The 18,160-nt window shown below is 71.6% G+C and carries 15 protein-coding genes; 14 read left to right on the top strand and 1 reads right to left on the bottom strand.

What is annotated here, in order from left to right; genetic code table 11:
* Positions 1-102 precede the first annotated feature (102 nt).
* The 5 genes from A4R44_RS46990 to asnB all read left to right on the top strand — a co-directional run bounded on the left by A4R44_RS46990 (position 103) and on the right by asnB (position 5,878).
* On the top strand, positions 103-408 hold the full coding sequence (locus tag A4R44_RS46990; RefSeq protein WP_093573122.1) for a hypothetical protein: 306 nt from the start codon (positions 103-105) through the stop codon (positions 406-408).
* 46 nt (positions 409-454) lie between these two features.
* Positions 455-1,456, top strand: a complete 1,002-nt coding sequence (locus tag A4R44_RS41040; protein ID WP_067593961.1) for an AraC family transcriptional regulator — start codon at positions 455-457, stop codon at positions 1,454-1,456.
* A gap of 121 nt (positions 1,457-1,577) precedes the next feature.
* Positions 1,578-2,810 carry a Bcr/CflA family efflux MFS transporter gene (locus A4R44_RS41035; protein ID WP_067593757.1) on the top strand — a complete coding sequence of 411 codons (1,233 nt, stop codon included), beginning with the start codon at positions 1,578-1,580 and terminating at the stop codon, positions 2,808-2,810.
* A gap of 16 nt (positions 2,811-2,826) precedes the next feature.
* A complete protein-coding gene (locus A4R44_RS41030) occupies positions 2,827-4,020 on the top strand; it encodes a cytochrome P450 (RefSeq protein ID WP_232792004.1) in 1,194 nt (397 codons plus the stop codon).
* 28 nt (positions 4,021-4,048) lie between these two features.
* Positions 4,049-5,878 (top strand): asparagine synthase (glutamine-hydrolyzing), encoded by a 1,830-nt coding sequence (asnB, locus tag A4R44_RS41025; protein WP_067593754.1) that lies wholly within the window; start codon positions 4,049-4,051, stop codon positions 5,876-5,878.
* Positions 5,879-6,042: 164 nt separating this feature from the next.
* Here asnB and A4R44_RS41020 read toward each other — a convergent pair whose 3' ends face one another.
* Positions 6,043-6,576 (bottom strand): CGNR zinc finger domain-containing protein, encoded by a 534-nt coding sequence (locus A4R44_RS41020; RefSeq protein WP_067593751.1) that lies wholly within the window; start codon positions 6,574-6,576, stop codon positions 6,043-6,045.
* A gap of 26 nt (positions 6,577-6,602) precedes the next feature.
* Here A4R44_RS41020 and A4R44_RS41015 point away from each other — a divergent pair, with 26 nt between their 5' ends.
* From A4R44_RS41015 to A4R44_RS46985, 9 genes are all read left to right on the top strand, one after another.
* Positions 6,603-8,009: an MFS transporter gene (locus tag A4R44_RS41015; RefSeq protein WP_067593748.1), complete on the top strand. Its 1,407-nt coding sequence runs from the start codon at positions 6,603-6,605 to the stop codon at positions 8,007-8,009.
* A 310-nt stretch (positions 8,010-8,319) separates the two neighbouring features.
* The gene (locus A4R44_RS41010; RefSeq protein ID WP_232792003.1) at positions 8,320-9,567 is read left to right on the top strand and encodes a DegT/DnrJ/EryC1/StrS aminotransferase family protein; all 1,248 of its coding nucleotides are present in this window, start codon (positions 8,320-8,322) and stop codon (positions 9,565-9,567) included.
* Positions 9,564-10,511 (top strand): ParB N-terminal domain-containing protein, encoded by a 948-nt coding sequence (locus A4R44_RS41005; protein ID WP_198545648.1) that lies wholly within the window; start codon positions 9,564-9,566, stop codon positions 10,509-10,511. The genes A4R44_RS41010 and A4R44_RS41005 overlap by 4 nt, the downstream gene beginning before the upstream one ends.
* A 100-nt stretch (positions 10,512-10,611) precedes the next feature.
* On the top strand, positions 10,612-10,869 hold the full coding sequence (locus A4R44_RS41000; protein WP_067593742.1) for a hypothetical protein: 258 nt from the start codon (positions 10,612-10,614) through the stop codon (positions 10,867-10,869).
* Positions 10,866-12,512 (top strand): (2,3-dihydroxybenzoyl)adenylate synthase, encoded by a 1,647-nt coding sequence (locus A4R44_RS40995; RefSeq protein ID WP_067593739.1) that lies wholly within the window; start codon positions 10,866-10,868, stop codon positions 12,510-12,512. The genes A4R44_RS41000 and A4R44_RS40995 overlap by 4 nt, the downstream gene beginning before the upstream one ends.
* Positions 12,509-13,258: a thioesterase II family protein gene (locus tag A4R44_RS40990; RefSeq protein WP_067593736.1), complete on the top strand. Its 750-nt coding sequence runs from the start codon at positions 12,509-12,511 to the stop codon at positions 13,256-13,258. Before A4R44_RS40995 ends, A4R44_RS40990 begins: the two co-directional genes overlap by 4 nt.
* The gene (locus tag A4R44_RS40985) at positions 13,255-14,445 is read left to right on the top strand and encodes an FAD-binding oxidoreductase (RefSeq protein WP_067593733.1); all 1,191 of its coding nucleotides are present in this window, start codon (positions 13,255-13,257) and stop codon (positions 14,443-14,445) included. Before A4R44_RS40990 ends, A4R44_RS40985 begins: the two co-directional genes overlap by 4 nt.
* Positions 14,442-17,351 carry a type I polyketide synthase gene (locus A4R44_RS40980; RefSeq protein ID WP_067593730.1) on the top strand — a complete coding sequence of 970 codons (2,910 nt, stop codon included), beginning with the start codon at positions 14,442-14,444 and terminating at the stop codon, positions 17,349-17,351. The genes A4R44_RS40985 and A4R44_RS40980 overlap by 4 nt, the downstream gene beginning before the upstream one ends.
* A gap of 5 nt (positions 17,352-17,356) precedes the next feature.
* Positions 17,357-18,160, top strand: an 804-nt coding sequence (locus A4R44_RS46985; RefSeq protein ID WP_198545647.1) for a pyridoxal-phosphate dependent enzyme, incomplete at its 3' end; no start/stop codon positions are given.

The raw sequence follows: 18,160 nt of genomic DNA, 5'->3' as shown, positions 1-18,160 counted from the left end.
AGGGGAACCCTGACCTACCTTGCACAGCGCTCGGCAGCGTCGGCGGGCAGCGGTTCGGTGTGGGGCTGAACCATCCCGCCGACGTCCGGTTACCGTGGCTGCGTGCCCAGACGCAATCGACCCGGCCGAGGCCGTTCCGGTGCCGTCGAACGGCCGGATGCCGGTGCGGTCAGCGGCTGGGCCCGCAGCGAATCCGCTCCCGACGGCGACTGGCTGGTGCGCACCGTTCCCGGTTCGCAGGCCGCCAAGACCTATCGCTGTCCCGGTTGCGATCACGAGATCCGTCCGGGCGTCCCGCATCTGGTCGTGTGGCCCGCGGACGAGACCGGCGGGGTCGCCGACCGCAGGCATTGGCATCGGCCCTGCTGGGAGGCCCGGGCCCGGCGGCGTCCGCAGCGGCGCCGGTGAACGGGAAAGCGACACGGGCCGGCGAGTAAGGCTACCCTTGCTTGTCGTGATCCAGTCTCACCAGATCTGCGGTCCGACCGGCTCGGCCGAGGACAGCCATGCCGCCTACCTGTCGTCGATCGCGTGCCCCGAACCGGGTCCCGACGGGACGGTCCGGCACCGGCTGCGGCCGGAGTTCGGCGACGGCGCGATCGAGGTCACGGCGCTGCGCCGCGGGCTGTCGCTCGTCCGCTACGACGTCGAGTTCTCCGGGACCCACCGGGTCGAATACCGGTTCCCGGGCGATCATTTCGAGCTGGAGCACTGCCTCGGCGGGCGGATGCGCATCCGCGAGTCCGGCACCGGCACCGGCGAGATGCGCGCCAGCGCGGTGTCGCTGAGTTCCCGCAGCGCCCTCGAAGGAGTGGTCGAATACGAGCCGGGGGAGCGTTATCGCGCGGTCTCGGTGACCGGGACGTGGACCGGGCTGGAGTCCTATCTCCAGGACCTCGGCGCGTATTCGCTGCCCGCGATCGGGCCGGAACACCTCGCCCGCGAGCGGTATCTGGGCCGCTCGACGGCGTTGCTGCCCGCCGCTGATCCGCTGCGGGAGATCTTCGCGCATCGCCGAGGTTCCGCCGGCCGCCTGCTGTTCCTGGAATCGCGGTTGATGGCCGCGCTCGCCGCACTGGCCGACGGTCTGGTGGCCACGCCAGCCGAAACCGGCGAACCCGAGCTGGCCGACCACGAGGAGACCGCTTTGCGCCGCGTGCCCGACCTGCTGTGGCAGCATCGCCACGACCCGCCGACGCTGGCCCAGCTGGCCAGGGCGTCCGCGATGTCGGTGCGTCGGCTCACCACCGGCTTCCGGTCCCTGTACGGGATTCCGGTGATGGAGCACCACCGGCGCCGCTGCCTCGACCGGGCGGCGGTCCTGCTGGTCGAGACGGACTGGCCGATCGCGCGGATCGCGTCCGAGATCGGGTACGCCTCGGCGAGCAATTTCGGGTACGCCTTCCGCCGGGACCGCGGGAGTTCGCCCGCCCGGTTCCGGCATGCCCGAACCTGACGCCGCAACGATCTCCACAGCACCGAGCAGCGCGCTCCACACCACAACCGGGCCGAGCCGCCGACGATAACGGCAGCGGTCGCTCGCCGGCCGCGTTGTGGCTCGGACGGAGTGGAGGCTCATGAACGGCGGCATCGACACCGCGACCCCGCGTACCGGAACCGGACGGCTTGTCCTCGTCCTCGGCGGTCTTTCCGCGGTGTCGCCGTTCGCGGTCGACATGTACGCGCCGGGATTCCCGCAGATCGTCTCCTCGTTCGGGACCACCACCGCGGCGGTGCAGTTCTCGCTCACCTCGTGTCTCGTCGGGTTCGCGGCCGGGCAGCTCGTGCTCGGCCCGGTCAGCGACACGCTCGGCCGCCGCCGGCTGCTGCTCGCCGGGGCCGCGCTGTTCGCGGTCTTTTCCGTGGTGTGCGCGCTTGCCCCGAACCTCGCGGTGTTCGACCTCGCCCGGCTGTGCCAGGGGGTGGCCGGCGGCGCGGGGATCGTGCTCGGACGGGCGGTGATCAGCGATCTGTTCACCGGCGCGGGCGCGGCCCGCAGGCTGACCGCGCTGAGCGTGATCGGGTCGACCGCGCCGGTGCTGGCCCCGGTGCTCGGCGGGGTGGTCGTCGGGCTGGGCTCCTGGCGGCTGGTGTTCGCGGTGCTCGCCGTGACCGGGATGCTGCTGCTGGCCGGGGTCGGCTCCTGGGTGCCGGAATCGCTGCCCGCGCACCGGCGGCTGCCCGGCGGCTCCCGGCGGGCGGCCGCCGCGATGGGCCGGCTGCTCCGCCGCCGCGCGCTGGTCGGGCATCTCCTCGTGGCCGGCTGCGGGATCGGCGCGTTGTTCGCTTACATCAGCGGCTCGCCGTTCGTCTTCCAGGACGGCTACGGCTTGTCGCCCGCCGTCTACAGCCTCGTTTTCGCGACGAACGCGGTCGGCACCGTCCTGGCCGGCGCGCTGTTCGCCCGGCTCGCCGGGCGCGTGCGGCTGAACACCCTGCTCACGATCGGTGTGCTCGTGATGGCGCTCGCGACGGGGACGCTCGTGCTGCTGCTTCTCGCCGGCGTCAGCACGGTGCCCACGACCTGGATCTGCCTGTTCGGCGCGACCTTCGGATTCGGCATCGTGCTGCCCGCTTCGACGACGATCATCCTCGCGATCGGCGGTGACGCCCCCGGCGCGGCCTCCGGCCTGATCGGCGGCGCGCAGTTCCTGATCGGCGCGGCGGCGGCCCCGCTGCCCGGAGCGGCCGGAACGACCACCGCGCTGTCCACCGCCGTCGCGGTGCTGGGTTTCGCGCTCGTGGCGGCGGTCGCCCTGTTCGTGCTCGCGCGCCCGGGGGAAGGGAACGGCGAGCCCGAAACCGCATGAGCGAAAGGAGAATCCCGTGCTCGTTCCGGAAGACGAACTGACCGCGGCGCCCGAACTGGAGCTTGCCCGAGCCTGCCCCTACCGGCCCAACGCGCAGCACGTGCGAGTGCGGGACGCGGCCCGCCCGGTGCGGATGCGGCTGCCGTCCGGGATGCCGGTGTGGGCGGTGGCCGGTCACCGCGGCATCCGCGCCGTGCTCGCCGACGACCGGTTCAGCGCCGACCGGCAACGGCAGGGTTTCCCCTTTGCCGTGGACGGCCAGCCGGGCGCCTTCCGCCGCACGATGATCTCCATGGACGGCGCCGAGCACCGCGCCGCCAGGTCCGCGGTGGCCGGCGAGTTCACCGTCCGCCGGGTCCGGCAGTTGCGGCCGCGGATCGACCGCATCGTGCACGAATGCCTCGACGCCCTGCTGGCCGGTCCGAAGCCCGCGGATCTGGTCCGCGCGCTCGCGTTGCCGGTGCCCTCCCGGGTGATCTGCGAACAGCTCGGGGTGCCCTACTCCGACCACGACTTCTTCCAGACCCGCTCCACCACGATGCTGCTGCGCACCGCCACCGCGCCGCAGCGGCTGCGGGCGATCGACGAACTGCTGGCCGCGCTGGAGACGCTGATCGCCGAAAAGGAAGCGGCCCCGTCCGAGGATCTGCTCGGTCGGCAGATCCGGAAGGGCCGCGAGGACGGCGAATACCGGCGGACGGCCTTGGTGCGGATGGCTTTCCTGCTGCTCGTCGCCGGACACGAGACGACGGCGAACATGATTTCGCTCGGCGCGCTGAACCTGGCCGAGCGGCCGCTGCTGGCGGCGGCGCTGCGCGCGGACCCGGCACGCGCCCCGCTGCTCGTGGAGGAGCTGCTGCGCCGCTTCACGATCGCGGAGTTCATCCCGACCCGGGTGGCCACCGAGGACGTGCACCTCGACGGCGAACGGATCGCCGCGGGGGAGGTGGTCGTGCTGCTGTGCAACGCGGCCGATCACGATCCGGCGGTGTTCCCCGGTCCCCGGCGCGGCGCTCGCGACCACCTGGCGTTCGGGCACGGTCCGCACCAGTGCCTCGGCCAGCAGCTGGCGAGGACGGAGCTGGAAATCGTCTATACCGCGCTGGCCACCCGGTTGCCCGGCCTGCGCGCCGCGGTGCCCGCGCGGCGGCTGCGGTTCAAAACCGATGCCGAGATCTACGGCATCCACGAATTCCCGGTGACCTGGTGAACCCGGGCGTAGAGGAGGCGAAGATCCGATGTGCGGCATCGCGGGGTGGGCGGATTTCGAACGGTTTCCCAGCCGGGAACCACAGGTGCTCCAGGACATGACCGAGGCGATGGCCTGCCGGGGTCCGGACGCGCACGGCTGCTGGTTCGACGAGCACGTGGCCTTCGGCCACCGCAGGCTTTCGGTGATCGACCCGGCGGGCGGCGGCCAGCCGATGACGCTGGAGCACCTCGGCCGCACGGTGCTGGCGATCACCTACAGCGGCGAGGTGTACAACTACCGCGAACTACGCGCGGAACTCAGCGCGCTCGGCCACCGGTTCCGGACCGCCAGCGACACCGAAGTGGTGCTGCACGCCTACTTGCAGTGGGGCACGGCGATGGCACGGCGGCTGAACGGGATGTTCGCGTTCGCGATCTGGGACGCCCGCAGCGAGCGACTGCTGCTCGTGCGCGACCGGCTCGGGATCAAACCGCTCTACTACTGCCCGGCCGGCCGCGGGCTGCTGTTCGGTTCGGAAGCCAAGGCGATCCTCGCGCATCCCGACGTGGCGCCGGTGGTGGACCGGGACGGGCTGCGCGAGTTGCTGGCCGGGGTCAAAACCCCGGAGCACGCGATCTTCCGCGGCCTGCGGGAACTGCGGCCGGGACACCTGCTGGTCTTCGACCGCGAGGGCAAGCGAATCCAGCGGTACTGGGCGTTGGAGGCACGCGAGCATCCCGACGATCTGCACACCACGGTGCGGACGGTCCGCGCGTTGCTTGAGGACATCGTGGAACGCCAGCTGGTCGCCGACGTCCCGCTGTGCACCCTGCTTTCCGGCGGCCTCGACTCCAGTGTGGTGACGGCGCTGGCGGCGCGCTCGCTCGCCGCTCAAGGCGCCGGCCCGGTCCGGTCGTTCTCGGTCGATTTCGCGGGCAACGAACGGGATTTCGCCGCCAGCCTGGTGCACGAATCGCCGGACGCGCCGTTCGCCGCGGAAATGGCGCGGCATGTCGCGGCCGAGCACACGAACCTGGTGCTCGGGCTCGGCGAACTCGCCGCTTCCTCGACCCGGGCCGTGGTCCCGCGGGCGCACGACGTGCCCGCGGCGCTGCTCGGTGACGCGTTCGCCTCCTTGTACCTGCTGTTTCGCGCGGTCCGTGAACGGTCGACGGTGGCGCTGTCCGGGGAAGCCGCGGACGAACTGTTCGGCGGCTACCCGTGGTTCCACGTGCCGGAGCTGCGCGACGCGGACACTTTCCCGTGGGTGGCCGCCGGGTACGACCTGCTCCCGGCGCTGTCCGGGCTGCTGGATCCCGGGCTGCTCGCGGACCTGGACGTCGAGGGCTACCGCGCCCAGCGGTACGCCGAGGCGCTGGCGGAGGTGCCGGTGCTACCCGGCGAGGACGCCGCGGCGCGGCGGATCCGCGAGGTCGGCTACCTCGCGGTGACCCGGTTCGTGCCGATGCTGCTGGACCGGAAGGACCGGATGAGCATGGCGGTGGGCCTGGAGGTGCGGGTGCCGTTCTGCGACCACCGGCTGGTCGACTACCTGTTCAACGTGCCGTGGCGGATGAAGTTCTTCGACGGCAAGGAAAAGAGCCTGCTGCGGGCGGCGGCAGGCCACCTGCTCCCCGAACCGGTGGCGAACCGGAAGAAGAGCGCGTACCCGATCACGCACGACCCGGGATACGACGCGGCACTGCGCGCCGAGTTCGCCCGGCTCGCGAGTTCTCCCGGTACACCCGTGCACGCGCTGATCGACGGCACCGCGACGGCCCGGCTCGGGTCCGCGAACGGCTGGCCGTCCCGGTCCGGGCTGGAGTTCATGGTGCAGCTGGACTCCTGGCTCGCCGACCACGACCTGGCGCTGTGAACCCGGAAACCGCTGCCGCCGGACTGCGGCGCGGGCGACACGGGCGTGGCCGCGGCAGCGCCGCGGGCGCCGAACCGTCCCGACGGCGCCCGGTTGCCGTGGCTGCGTGCCCGGCCGCTGGGCGCCCCGGCGGCGGCCGGACCAGCGCTGGCGAAGAGAAACCCTTACGGCGAAAGGGTTTCCTTCCGGCGCGCCCGGTGCCGCCGGACCGCGTCGCGGTTGACGCAGGCGTGGGTGCAGTACCGCTGCGTCCCGCTGCGGGTGAAGTCGACGAACGCGCGGCGGCATTCCGTCGCGGCGCAGCGGCCGAGGCGGTGCAGGCTGGTCGAGGTCAGGTACTGCGCCGCGGCCACGGATGTCACCGCGCGCAACACCGCGGGCAGGCGCATCCCGTCGTCCTGGTAGTGCAGATGCCAGCTGTACCCGTCGTGCTCGGTGATTCGCGGGTAGGCGGCGGCCTCGGCCAGCAGGGCGTTCAGCAACCGGACCCGGTCCGCTTCGCCGGTCGTGTCGATGACCTCGACCCACCGGTCCAGGAAGGCGCACACCTGCGGAAAATCCTCGTCGGCGGCGGGCGGGACCGGGCCCATCTCCGGCTCGTCCCAGCGTCCGACCAGGTCAGCGAGGTCTGCCGGGCGATCGTTGGTGAGGCCGGTCACAAACTTGAGGAAACTCCGGTAGTAAGAGTTATGTGTCATAAGCCTATTACACCACGATCTTAGGCATGCCTCACTTGACGAGTCGCGCCGAACCCGCGGTGGCCGCGCCGTCCTGGGTTCCGTTGATCGCCGCGTGCGTCGGCACGTTCCTGCTGCTGATCTACACCAGCATCGTCACCGTCGCGCTGCCCGCGATCGGGGCCGAGCTCGGCGCGGGGTACGGCCAGCTGCAGTGGATCGTGGACGTCTTCACGGTAGCGCTGGCCGGATTGCTGCTGGGCTTCGGCTCGCTGAGCGACCTGCTCGGCCGCAAGCGCGTCTACCTCGCCGGACTGGTTCTGTTCTCCTTCGCGACGCTGGCCTGCGGGCTGGCCGGAACGCCCGGCGAGCTGATCGCCGCGCGGGTCGTGCAGGGCGTCGCGGGCGCGGCGATGTTCGCGACGATCCTGCCGCTGGTCGGGTTGACCTACGAGGGCCGGCACCGGGCCCGGGCGTTCGCGGTCTGGGGAACGGTCGCCGGAGTGGCCAGCGCGGTGGGCACCTTCTCCGGCGGCGTGCTCGCGCAGTTGCTCGGCTGGCGCTGGATTTTCTTTGTCTCCCTGCCCCTCTGCGCGGTCGCGATCATCATGGCGGCGACGTCGTTGAAGGAGGGGCCGCGAGTGCGCGGCCGCAGCGTCGACTACCCGGGCATCGGCACGTTCTCGCTCGCCGCGACGGGCCTCACCTATTCCGTCATCACCGGCGGCGATCGCGGATGGTCGTCGGCCGGTGCGGTGATCGGGTACCTGGTCACGGCGGTTGCCATCGGAGCGTTCGTGGTGGTGGAACGGCGCAGCGCCGCGCCCATGGTGCCGACCGGCCTGTTCGCGACGCGCCGGTTCCTCGGCGTAGTGCTCGTCGCGTTCAGCTACTACTTCGCCGGATTCGGTGCGCTGCCGGTGATTTCGCTGTGGTTGCAGAACGTGACCGGCCTGAGTTCGGCGGCGACGTCGGCGGTGCTGGCGCTGCAGGTGGTGGTGTTCGTCGCGGTGTCGGCGCTGATCAGCGGACGGTTGCACGCCAAGTCGCCGGGCCGGGTGCTGGGCGGCGCGACGATGTTGCTCGGCTTCGGCTGCCTGACCGGGGTCGCGGTGCTGCTCAGCCCGACCTGGATCGCCCTGCTGCCGGCGTTGGTCCTGACCGGAATCGGTGCGGGCATCGTGTCCCCGGTCTTCCCCGCGGTGGCGATCGCCTCGGTCCCCGCGGAGTACGGCGGCACCGCGGGCGCGGCCGCGAACAGCTCCCGGCAGCTCGGGCTGGCGCTCGGGATCGCGGTGTCCGGCGCGGTCTACGCGACCCGCGGCGAGGGGAGCGCCGGGGCGACGCACGGGGTGTTGCTGGTGTTGCTGCTGTGCGGCGTGCTCGCGGCAGTGAGCGGTCTCACGGGCGGCTGGCTGCTGCGGGACAGCCCCGGGGGCAACGCTCAGGGATGAGTTGACCGCTGTTTCGTCACCTGAAAGGAGGAAGCTGGAAACGGGGGGACGATTGCTATTGTTCGACCTTGCCAAAATCGTCTGTCCACAATGTACATTCAGCGCACGGGTGCGGTGACCAATTCACCAGGCGATAGCAGGCTGGTTCGTGCCGCGCAAGGAACTTGGGTCGGTAAAGCTGCTTTACCCGGTTGACATTCCCGGTCGGGAGAAAACCCTTCCAGCGGGTTCGTCCGCGATGCTTGAATGAGGCGGATGGCATTCGACCTGAACTGGGGAGATGTGTTCGGCCGTGTCCAGGAAATTTATTGTGCCCTGTCCTCTGCGCGGCAGCGTGCTGGCCTCGCCCGAGGCTGACGCGCTCGTCGAGCTGGTCACCAGCGAGTCCACCTTGTCCATGGGCGAGCACCGCGGGCGGTTCGAGCGGCAGTTCGCCGCGATGGTCGGGGCCCGGCACGCGGTCTCGGTCACCAGCGGCACGGTCGCGGTGCAGCTCGCGGTCGAGATGCTCGATCTTGAGCCGGGCGACGAGGTCATCGCGACCCCGCAGACCTACCAGGCCACCGTCCAGCCGCTGCTCGACCACCGCGTGCGAGTCCGGTTCTGCGACGTCGACCCGGGTTCGCTCACCGTCGACCCGGCCTCGTTCGAGGCACTGATCACCCCGCGCACCAAGGCTTTGCTGCTGGTGCACTACGGCGGCTGTCCCGCGGACATGGACGCGATCATGCGGATCGCCCGCGCGCACGGGGTGCTCGTCGTAGAGGACTGCGCGCACGCGCTCGGCGCCGGCTATCGCGGGCGAGTGCCGGGCGGGCTGGCCGACCTCGGCTGCTTCAGCTTCCAGAACTCCAAGAACATCACCACCCTCGGCGAGGGCGGGATGATCACCTGCGACAGCGAGGTCTGGGCGCACCGGCTGCAGCGGCTGCGCGGCAACGATTACGACGGCCACCTCAGCACCTCGGCGCTGCCCGGCGAGGACGAACCACTGCTGCTGCCGTGGATGAAGTACTCCGAAGGCGTATACCGCGACACGGTGCACCGGGTCCGCCGCAGCGGCACGAACGCGACCCTGTCCGAGGCCGCCGCCGCGGTCGGGGTGGTGCAGCTCGCGCGGTTGCCGGAATTGGCCGCGCTGCGCAGTGCGATCGCTTCGCGGCTGGACGAGGTGATCGACGGATATTCCTTCGTCACGCCACAATCCGCCCCGGCGGGCAGCACACACGCCTACCACCTGTACACCTGCTTCGCGGAAACCGCCGAACTGCGCGAGGAAATGGTGCTGGCGCTCGACCGCGGCGGCGTGGAGATCCAGCTCCGCTATTTCCCGCAGCACTTGCTCCCGGAATGGCGCCACCGCGGGCACGGGCCGGGCGAATGCCCGGTGGCGGAACGATTGTGGTTCAGCTCGCTGATCAACCTGCCATGCCATCCGGGGCTGCGCCTGGCGCAGGTCGACTATCTGGTCGACACGCTGGACCGGGTGCTCGCCGACCTCAACGGGCCTGCGCCGGCGATGCTGCTGGCGGCCGGGGCGCGGGCGAGCGGCTCGTGATCGGCTTCGCGACACCCGGCGCGGTGCTGTCCGGCACCCCGGTTTCGCTGCCGGTGCGGAACCTCGTGCTCGGCGGTTCGCCGCGGGTGGACGGCCCGGTCGCCGAACACGTCCGGATGCTGACCGGCCGCGATCCCGAGGTGCTGCCGCCGATCGTCGTGCAGCGCGACACGTTGCGCGTGGTCGACGGCGAACACCGCGTGCGGGCGGCGGTGCTGCGCGAGGACGAGCGGATCCGCGCGGTGCTGTGTGAAGGCACCGAAGCCGAGTGCTTCCTCTACGCGGTGCGGTCGAACATCGCGCACGGCCTTCCGCTGTCGCTGGAGAGCAGGCGGGCCGCGGCGGTGCGGATTGTGCGGGAATTCCCGGGCTGGTCGGACCACGTGGTGGCGGATCTGGCCGGGCTCTCGGACAAAACGGTGGGTGCGCTGCGGCGTTCGACCTCGGAAATTCCGGAGTCGAACACCGCGCGGATCGGCCGCGACGGACGGGCGCGCCCGTTGTCGGCGGCGCAGGGACGCCGCCAGGCCGGCGCGCTGCTGGCCGAGGAGCCCGGCCTGTCCCTGCGCGAGGTCGCCCGCCGCGCCGGGATCTCGCTCGGCACCGCGCACGACGTGCGGCGGCGGCTGGATTCCGGCCAGGATCCGGTGCCGGACCAGCGGCGTTCGCGCGCCGAGACGGTGCCGGAAGCCCCGCCGCGGGTGGACGCGGCGCTGCTGCTGCGCCAGCTCCGCACGGACCCGGCGCTGCGTTCGAGCGAGCCCGGACGAGTGCTGCTGCACCTGCTCAACCTGACCGGACAGGCGCTCGGCCGCCGGTCGGACATCCTCGGCGCGGTGCCGCCGCACTGCCTGCCCGCGGTGGCCGCGATGGCCGAGGCCTACGCGCGGGACCTGTCCGGGCTCGCCGAGCAGATCCGCGCGGCGCTGCCGGATCCGCACTGAATTCCTGGCTGTGCCCCGGCGTCCGGCAGGCCCCGGACGGCCCGTTCCGAACTCCCGCGCGCCCGGACGCGGGACCAAACCGTGAAAGGTATGGAGAGCTGTGCCATCCTCGCACCCGGCCCCGGCCGCGGAAGAGATCTTCGACCTGCTGACCGAAATCGGCCTCGACGCCGAAACCCTGGCCGAGGCCGACTCCTCGACCCGGCTCCGCGCGGACCTCGCGCTCAGCTCGGTCGAGACGACCGACCTGCAACTGGAGCTCACCGCCCGGTTCGGGCTCGCGGTGAACCTGTGGGACACCGAGGACTACACCCTCGGCCAGCTCGCCGAACTGGCTGGTGCGGCGGTGTCCCGATGACCGGGGTGACCGGAGAACGCGCCCGGCGGTACCGGGAATCCGGGCTGTGGAACGACGAACTCGTGGTGACGCCGATCCGCCGGCAGTTCGCCGAAGCGGCGGGCCGGTGTGCCGTGGTCGACGGTACGCGCCGCATCGGCTACGCGGAACTCGGCGACGCGGTGGGCGTGGCACGAGACCGGCTCGCCGGGTTGGGCGTGCGTCCTGGCGATCGGATCGCGGTCGCGCTGACCAACTGCGCCGAGTACGTCGTGCTCGTGCTGGCGGCGCTGGAACTCGGCGCCGCCCCGGTGTTGATCCTGCCTGCCTTCCGGGAACACGAACTGGACCACGTAGTCGCGGTGACCGAGCCGGTGCTGCTGGCGGTGGACGCGACCGGACGGCGCACGGAAGCGCTGACCGTCGCCCGGCGGCTGAGAGAACGCCATGCGGGGCTGAAAAACCTGCTCGTGCGCGGCGGGGAGACCACCGGCGACGAGGTGGATCTCGCGCTGCTGTGCGAACCCGGCGGCGAGACGCCGAGCGAGTGGAAGCCCGCGGCGGCCCCGTCCGACCCGGCGGTGTTCCTGCTTTCCGGCGGTACCACCGGTCTGCCCAAGGCGATCGCGCGGACGCACGAGGGCTACGGCTGCATGATCCGGCACGCGATCACCGTGAACGCGATGACCCGGGACGCGGTGAACCTGGTCGTGATGCCCGCCGAGCACGGCTTCGTCATGAACTGCCCTGGCATTCTCGGCGCGTTGTCCGTCGGGGCGACCGTGGTGCTGAGCTCGCCCGAATCTCCTTCGGGCGCTTTCGAAATCATCGAACGAGAGCGGGTCACGCACAGCACGCTGGTGCCCTCGGTCGCGCTGCGCTGGAGTGCCGAAGCGAAGCGGACCAGCCGCGATCTGTCGTCTCTCCGCGTGCTGCTGGTCGGCGGTTCCCGGCTCGCGCCAGGGACTGCCGACGAACTCCGCACCGCGCTCGGCGGCACCGTCCAGCAGTGCTACGGGATGAGTGAGGGACTGCTCTGCTACACCCGCCTGGACGACCCGGACGAGGTCATCCGCGACACCCAGGGCAGGCCGTTGCTGCCCGAGGACGAGATCAGGGTGGTCGCCGCCGACGGTTCGGACGTCGAGCCCGGCGAGGAAGGGGAACTGCTCACTCGCGGGCCCTACACCGTCGCCGGGTACTACGCGAATCCCGAAGCGACCGCGGAAGCGTTCACGCCGGACGGCTTCTACCGCACCGGCGACCTCGTCCGCGTCGATCCCGGCGGCAACCTGGCGATTCTCGGACGGCTTCGGGACGTGATCAATCGCGGCGGCGAGAAGATCTCCGCCGAGGAACTGGAAGCGATGGTGCTGCGGCATCCCTCGATCGCACAAGCGGCCGGGGTCGCCATGCCGCACGCGGTCCACGGGGAAACGGTCTGCCTCTGCGTGGTGCCTGCCGCCGGTGCCGAGCGGCCGGGACTGCGCGAGGTCCGGAAATTCCTGGACGGCCAAGGACTTGCCCGGTACAAGTTCCCCGAGCATCTCGTCGTCCTCGACGCGCTTCCGCTGACCGGCACCGGCAAAGTCGACAAAGCCGCACTGCGCCGGGACGTAACCGGGCCGCCGGAGCCCACGATGCTGAGCGGGGCACGAGGATGACCGGTTCCGCGTGGCTCAAACGGCTTCCCGGTGAAAGCCCGGTCCGGCAGCAGTTGCTCTGTCTTCCGCACGCCGGGGGCGGCGCGTCGTCGTTCCGGCCGTGGCGGCAGCTGCTTCCGCCGGAGGTCGAACTGCTGGTCGTGCAGTATCCGGGCCGGGAGGACCGGATCGGCGAGCCCGCGCTGACCGAGCTGGCGGAGCTGGCCGAAGGCGTGGCCGGCGCACTGCCCGAGGCGCTGGACGCGCCGTACACCGTGTTCGGCCACAGCATGGGTGCGCTGGTCGGGTATGAGCTGGTGAATGTGTTGCGGCAGAACGGTTTTCCGGCACCGCGGCGGTTGATAGTGTCCAGCCAGTTCCCGCCCGGGCTGCTGCCCGACCGGGGAGTCCGCGACTTCGGCGACGAGGCGGTGCTGGACCTCGTGGACTGGCTGGCCGGCGGATCCTCCGGCATCCGGGCCGATTCACGGCTCAGCGCGTTCGTGGCCGCGCTGGTCCGCGCCGACTACGAGGCGGTCGAGACCTACCGGCCGGGCACGGCGGCCATCACCGTGCCGGTCAGCGCTTTCTGCGGGGCCGGGGACCCGGCGGTGAGCCCGGACGAGGTCGCGGGCTGGGCCGCGTGGTGCCGGGCCGGTTTCGACCGGACGGTCTTCCCCGGCGGCCATTTCTATCTGCGCGAATCGGCGGCGGAGACGGTCGCCGCGATCACCGGGATTCTCCGACGAGAGGACGTACTGGCATGAGTGCCGAGAAGCATTTCGACGTGATCGTGGTGGGCGGCGGCCCGGTCGGGCTGTCCGCCGCGTGGCGGTCGGCGGCCGGCGGCGCGCGCGTGCTCGTCACCGACCGGTTCGGCTTCCTGAACGAGAGCTGCGGATCCAGCGGCGGCGAACGGCATTGGCGGGTGCAGTACACCCAGCCGGACATTTTCCGGCTCACGCTGGCCACCGCGCCGCTGTGGAAGGAACTGGAAGCCGACACCGGGCGCACGCTGGTGCACGAACTGGGCAGTCTGTGGTTCGGCGACACCCACGTGCCGACCAACGAGGGGCACATCGCCGACACCGCGGCCGCGATGGACGAACTGTCCGTGCCGTACGAATGGTTGTCCGGCAAGGAAATCGAGCGCCGCTACGGATTCCGCGACCTGCCCGCGCACTTCGAGGGCTTCCTGCAGCCGAGCGGCGGAGCCATCGACGTGCGCGGCACGCTCGCCGCACTGGTGCGGCAATGCCACCTCAACGGCGTGCGGATGCAGTCGCCCGAACGGATTCTCGCGGTGGAACCGGGCCAGGACGGCGTCGTGGTGCGCAGCGACCGGGCGACCTACCGCGCGGACAAGGTGGTGCTGGCGGCCAACGCGCACGTCAACGAGCTGATCCGGCCGTGGGGAGCGGGAGAGCTGGACCTGCACACCTACGAGATGGCGCTGGTGACCTTGCGCGATCGCGGCGACGGCGTGCGCAGGCCGTTCTGGTTCGCCTTCCAGGAGCCGACCGCCGAGGACACCAACCTGTTCTACGGTTTCCCGCCCAACCCGTGGTCGAACGACGGGCTCGCCCGGCTCGGCCCGGATTTCGAGGTGGACGCGCTGGCCGACGCCGACCTCGCCACCGGCCGTCCGCGTCCCGCGCACGTCGAGCGGGTGTCGGGCTGGGTCCGGGCGCACCTGCCGTGGCTGGACCCGGAACCGGTCTCCACCGGCACCTGCCTCGCGGTGCTGCCCGGGGACCCGCAGCGGCAGTTCTACCTCGGCACCGCCGAAGGACTGGTCGAGGGCGGCGAGAACGTCGTGGTCGCCGCGGGCGGCTGGGCGTTCAAGCTGGTCCCGTTGTTCGGCCGGATCTGCGCCGACCTGCTTTCCCGCGGCAAGACCGAGCACGACATCGCCCGGCACGCGTTGACCGGCCTTCGGGCCGCCGTCCAGTGAGTGCCGGCCAGCGGATCGCGGTCGTCGGCATGGCGGGCCGGTTCCCCGGCGCGCCCAGCACGGCGGCGTTCTGGCGCAATCTTCGCGACGGGGTCGAATCCGTCGCTCCGCTCAGCGAAGCCGAACTGCTCGCGGAAGGCGTGCCTGCCGAGGAAATCGCGCACCCGGATTACGTGCCGGTGGCGGCGACCCTGGCGGAGCACGATCTGTTCGATGCCCGCTTCTTCGGCTTCGGTGCCCGCGAGGCGGCGCTGCTGGACCCGCAGCACCGGGTGTTTCTGGAATGTGCCTGGCACGCGATGGAAGACGCGGGGATCCGGCCGGGCGACGCGAGCAGCGGCGGGGTGTTCGCTTCGGCGGGAATGCCCGCGTACCTGATGTCGAACCTGCTGGGCGGGCGTCCGGTGGTGCTCGGTTCGGAGGTCTTCGAACTCCAGATCCACAACGACAAGGACTATCTCGCCACCCGGGTCGCGCACCGGCTCGGCCTGACCGGACCGGCGGTGAGCGTGCAGACGGCGTGTTCCGGTTCGCTGGTCGCGGTGCACCAGGCGGTGCGGGCGCTGCGCGCGGGCGAATGCGAGATCGCGCTCGCCGGCGGGGTGTGCGTGCGGGTTCCGCACCGGGTCGGCTATCGCTGGGAACGCGGCATGGTGTTCTCGCGGGACGGGCACTGCCGTCCGTTCGACGCGGCGGCCTCCGGGACGGTGTTCGGCAACGGGGTCGGCGTCGTGGTGCTCAAACGGCTCGGCGACGCGCTCGCGGCCGGGGACCGGGTGCTCGCGGTGCTCGCCGGATCGGCGGTGAACAACGACGGCGCGGGCAAGGTCGGTTTCACCGCGCCGAGTGCCGCCGGCCAGGAGGCGGTGGTGCGCGCCGCGCTGCGGGACGCGGACTTCGACCCGGAGACGATCACCGCGGTGGAGGCGCACGGCACCGCGACCCCGATCGGCGACCCGATCGAAATCACCGCGCTGAGCCGGGCGTTCGGCACCTCGCGCACCGGGTTCTGCACGGTCGGCTCGGTGAAGGGCAACGTCGGGCACCTGGAGTCCGCGGCCGGGATCGCCGGGCTGATCAAGGCGGTTCTCCAGCTGCGGCACGGTGTTCTGGCCCCGACGGCGCAGTTCGCCGAGCCGAATCCGGCGATCGGCTTCGCGAGCACGCCGTTCGTGGTGCGAACCGAGGCCGGGGAATGGGAGACCGGCGGGCTGCCGAGGCGGATCGGGGTCAGCGCGTTCGGCATCGGCGGGACCAACGCCCACGTTCTGCTTGAAGAAGCGGCCCCGCCGGAGCCGACGCCGCCGGTGCGCCGTCCGCAAGTGCTGGTGCTGTCGGCGAAAACGAAGGAAGCGCTGGAAACGATGGCCGGTGAGCTGGCCGCGGTGCTTCGGGAGCCGGACGCGCCGGCTATCGCGGATGTCGCCGCGACATTGCGCCGTGGCCGGGAAGCCTGGCGGTACCGGCGGGCGGTGGTGGTGTCCGAGTCGTCCGCCGCGCTTGCGGCTCCAGCGGCCGCGGTGTCGGCGAACAAGCCCCGGGTGGTGTGGATGTTCCCCGGGCAAGGCGCGCAGTACCCGGGGATGGGCGCGGAGTTCTACCGGGAACTCTCCGGCTTTGCCGAAGCCGTCGACGAATGCGTCCGGGAGCTGACGCCGCGCCTCGGCGTCGACCTGCGGGAGCTGATGTTCTCGCCGGACACCGATCCCGCTCGGCTGCGGGCGACCGAACTCGCGCAACCGGCGTTGTTCGTGACCTCCTACGCGCTCGCTCGCCAGCTGCTCCGCTGGGATTGCCGCGCCGACGCCATGGTCGGCCACAGTCTCGGCGAACTGGTGGCCGCCTGCTTGGCCGGAGTGCTGTCGCTGCCGGACGCATTGCGGTTCGTCGCGGAGCGGGGGCGGCTGATGGCGGAGCAGCCGCCGGGAGTGATGCTCGCCGTTTCCGCGGCCGAGGAGCGAATCGCCGGGTTGCTGTCCGGTGACGTCACGGTCGCCGCGGTCAACGCGCCGGAGCTGTGCGTGTTGAGCGGGCCCGCGGAGGCGATCGCGAAATGTGCTGAAGTCCTTGCCGGGCATGAGATTCCGCACAAACCGCTGCACACCTCGCATGCCTTCCACTCGGCGATGATGGACGAGGTCGTGCCGCGGCTGGCCGATTTCCTCGGCACCGCGCAGCTCAGCGAACCCGAGGTGCCGGTGTTCTCCGCGGTGACCGGAGCGCTGCTCACCGACGAGCAGGCCGTCGATCCCGGGTATTGGGCGGCACAGGCGAGGGAACCGGTCCGCTTCGCCGCGGCGCTGGCCAGCGCGGGCGGCGGGCTGGTGCTGGAAGCAGGGCCCGGTGCCACGCTCGGCACGTTCGCGCGGGCGACGCTCGGCGAACCGGTCGCGGTGGCGCGAACTATGCCGCGTCCGAACGAAAACCGGCCCGAACTGGAGGTGCTGCTGGGCGCGGTGGGCGCGCTCTGGCAGCGGGGTTGTCCGGTCGATCTGGAAGCGGTGCACGACGGAGCTGGGCAGACGGTCTCGTTACCCGGGTACGCCTTCGCCCGGCAGCGCTACTGGATCGGACGGCAGCCGGGCGCTCCGGAACCGGCCGCGGTCCCGGCGGACGAAGCCGTTTCCCGGCCGGCCGAGCTGAGCGGGAGTTTCGCCGAGCCGGACACCGAACTGCTCCGCCGGATCGTCGCGGTGTGGGAGGACGTCCTGCAGTACCGGCCGATTGGCGTGCACGACGATTTCTTCGAACTGGGCGGCCATTCGCTGCTCGCCGCGAAGCTGAGCGCCGGTCTCGCCGCCGCGCTCGGCCGCGAGATCTCGCTGCCGGACGTGCTGGGGCGGCCTACCCCGGCCGCGTTCGCCGAGGCGCTGGAAAAGACCGTGCCCGCTGAACCGAAGGAGTGAAGAGCGTGGTGTCCACGCGACGGTTCCCGAACTGGACCGCACTGTCCGAGCCGCACGGTTCGCTGTTCCGGGAAAGCGTTCCGCTTTCCCGGTTTCCCCGGCTGCGCGCCTTCCGGGCCGGGCTCGGCCTGACCCGGCTCGCCGAGGTGCCCGGACCGGCGGGCGGGGCTCGGGTGCTGGCCAAACACGAGTACGAGAACCCGACCGGATCCGACGCGGACCGGGTGGCCTACGCGCTGGTCTGCCAGGCGATCGGGGCTTCGGCGAGGCAACCGCGGTTCGTCGCCGCGGCCGGAGCGGACCTGGCTCGCGCGCTGAGCCGCCTCTGCTCGCTGATCGGCGCGCCGCTGCGGCTGGTGCTCGCCGAGGAAGCGGCGCTCGGTCCGGACGGGGCCGGCGTGCGGGTCGACCGGTCTGCTCCGGAGGACGGGCTGCTCGGCGCGATCGCGCTGGCCGAGGAGATCGCGGAAGCCGGACCGGAGTGGATTCTCCTGGCCGCGCATCGTGATCCGGTGTGCGTGGCGATGCACGAATTCGTGACCGGACGCGAGATCATCGGCCAGCTCGACGGACTCGTCCCGGCCGCGTGGGTGTGCGGGACCGGCACCGGCGGCTGCCTCGCCGGGGTGACCAGGGCGTTGCGCGCGACGGGCGCGGACCCGGTCGTCACCGGGGTGACCGCCGCGGAGCTGCCGTACGGGTCGGCCGCCGCGCCGAGGTCCGGGCTGCCGGGATGGGCCGGACTCGGCCACGGCTACCGGCAGCCGCTCGTGGAGGGAGAACTGCCGGACTTGGCAACGGAAAGCGTG

Source organism: Amycolatopsis sp. M39, from assembly GCF_001651785.1.
Taxonomy (GTDB): Bacteria; Actinomycetota; Actinomycetes; order Mycobacteriales; family Pseudonocardiaceae; genus Amycolatopsis; species Amycolatopsis rubida.
The sequence above is the reverse complement of the archived record's forward strand: the minus strand, read 5'-3'. Positions and strand labels throughout refer to the sequence as shown.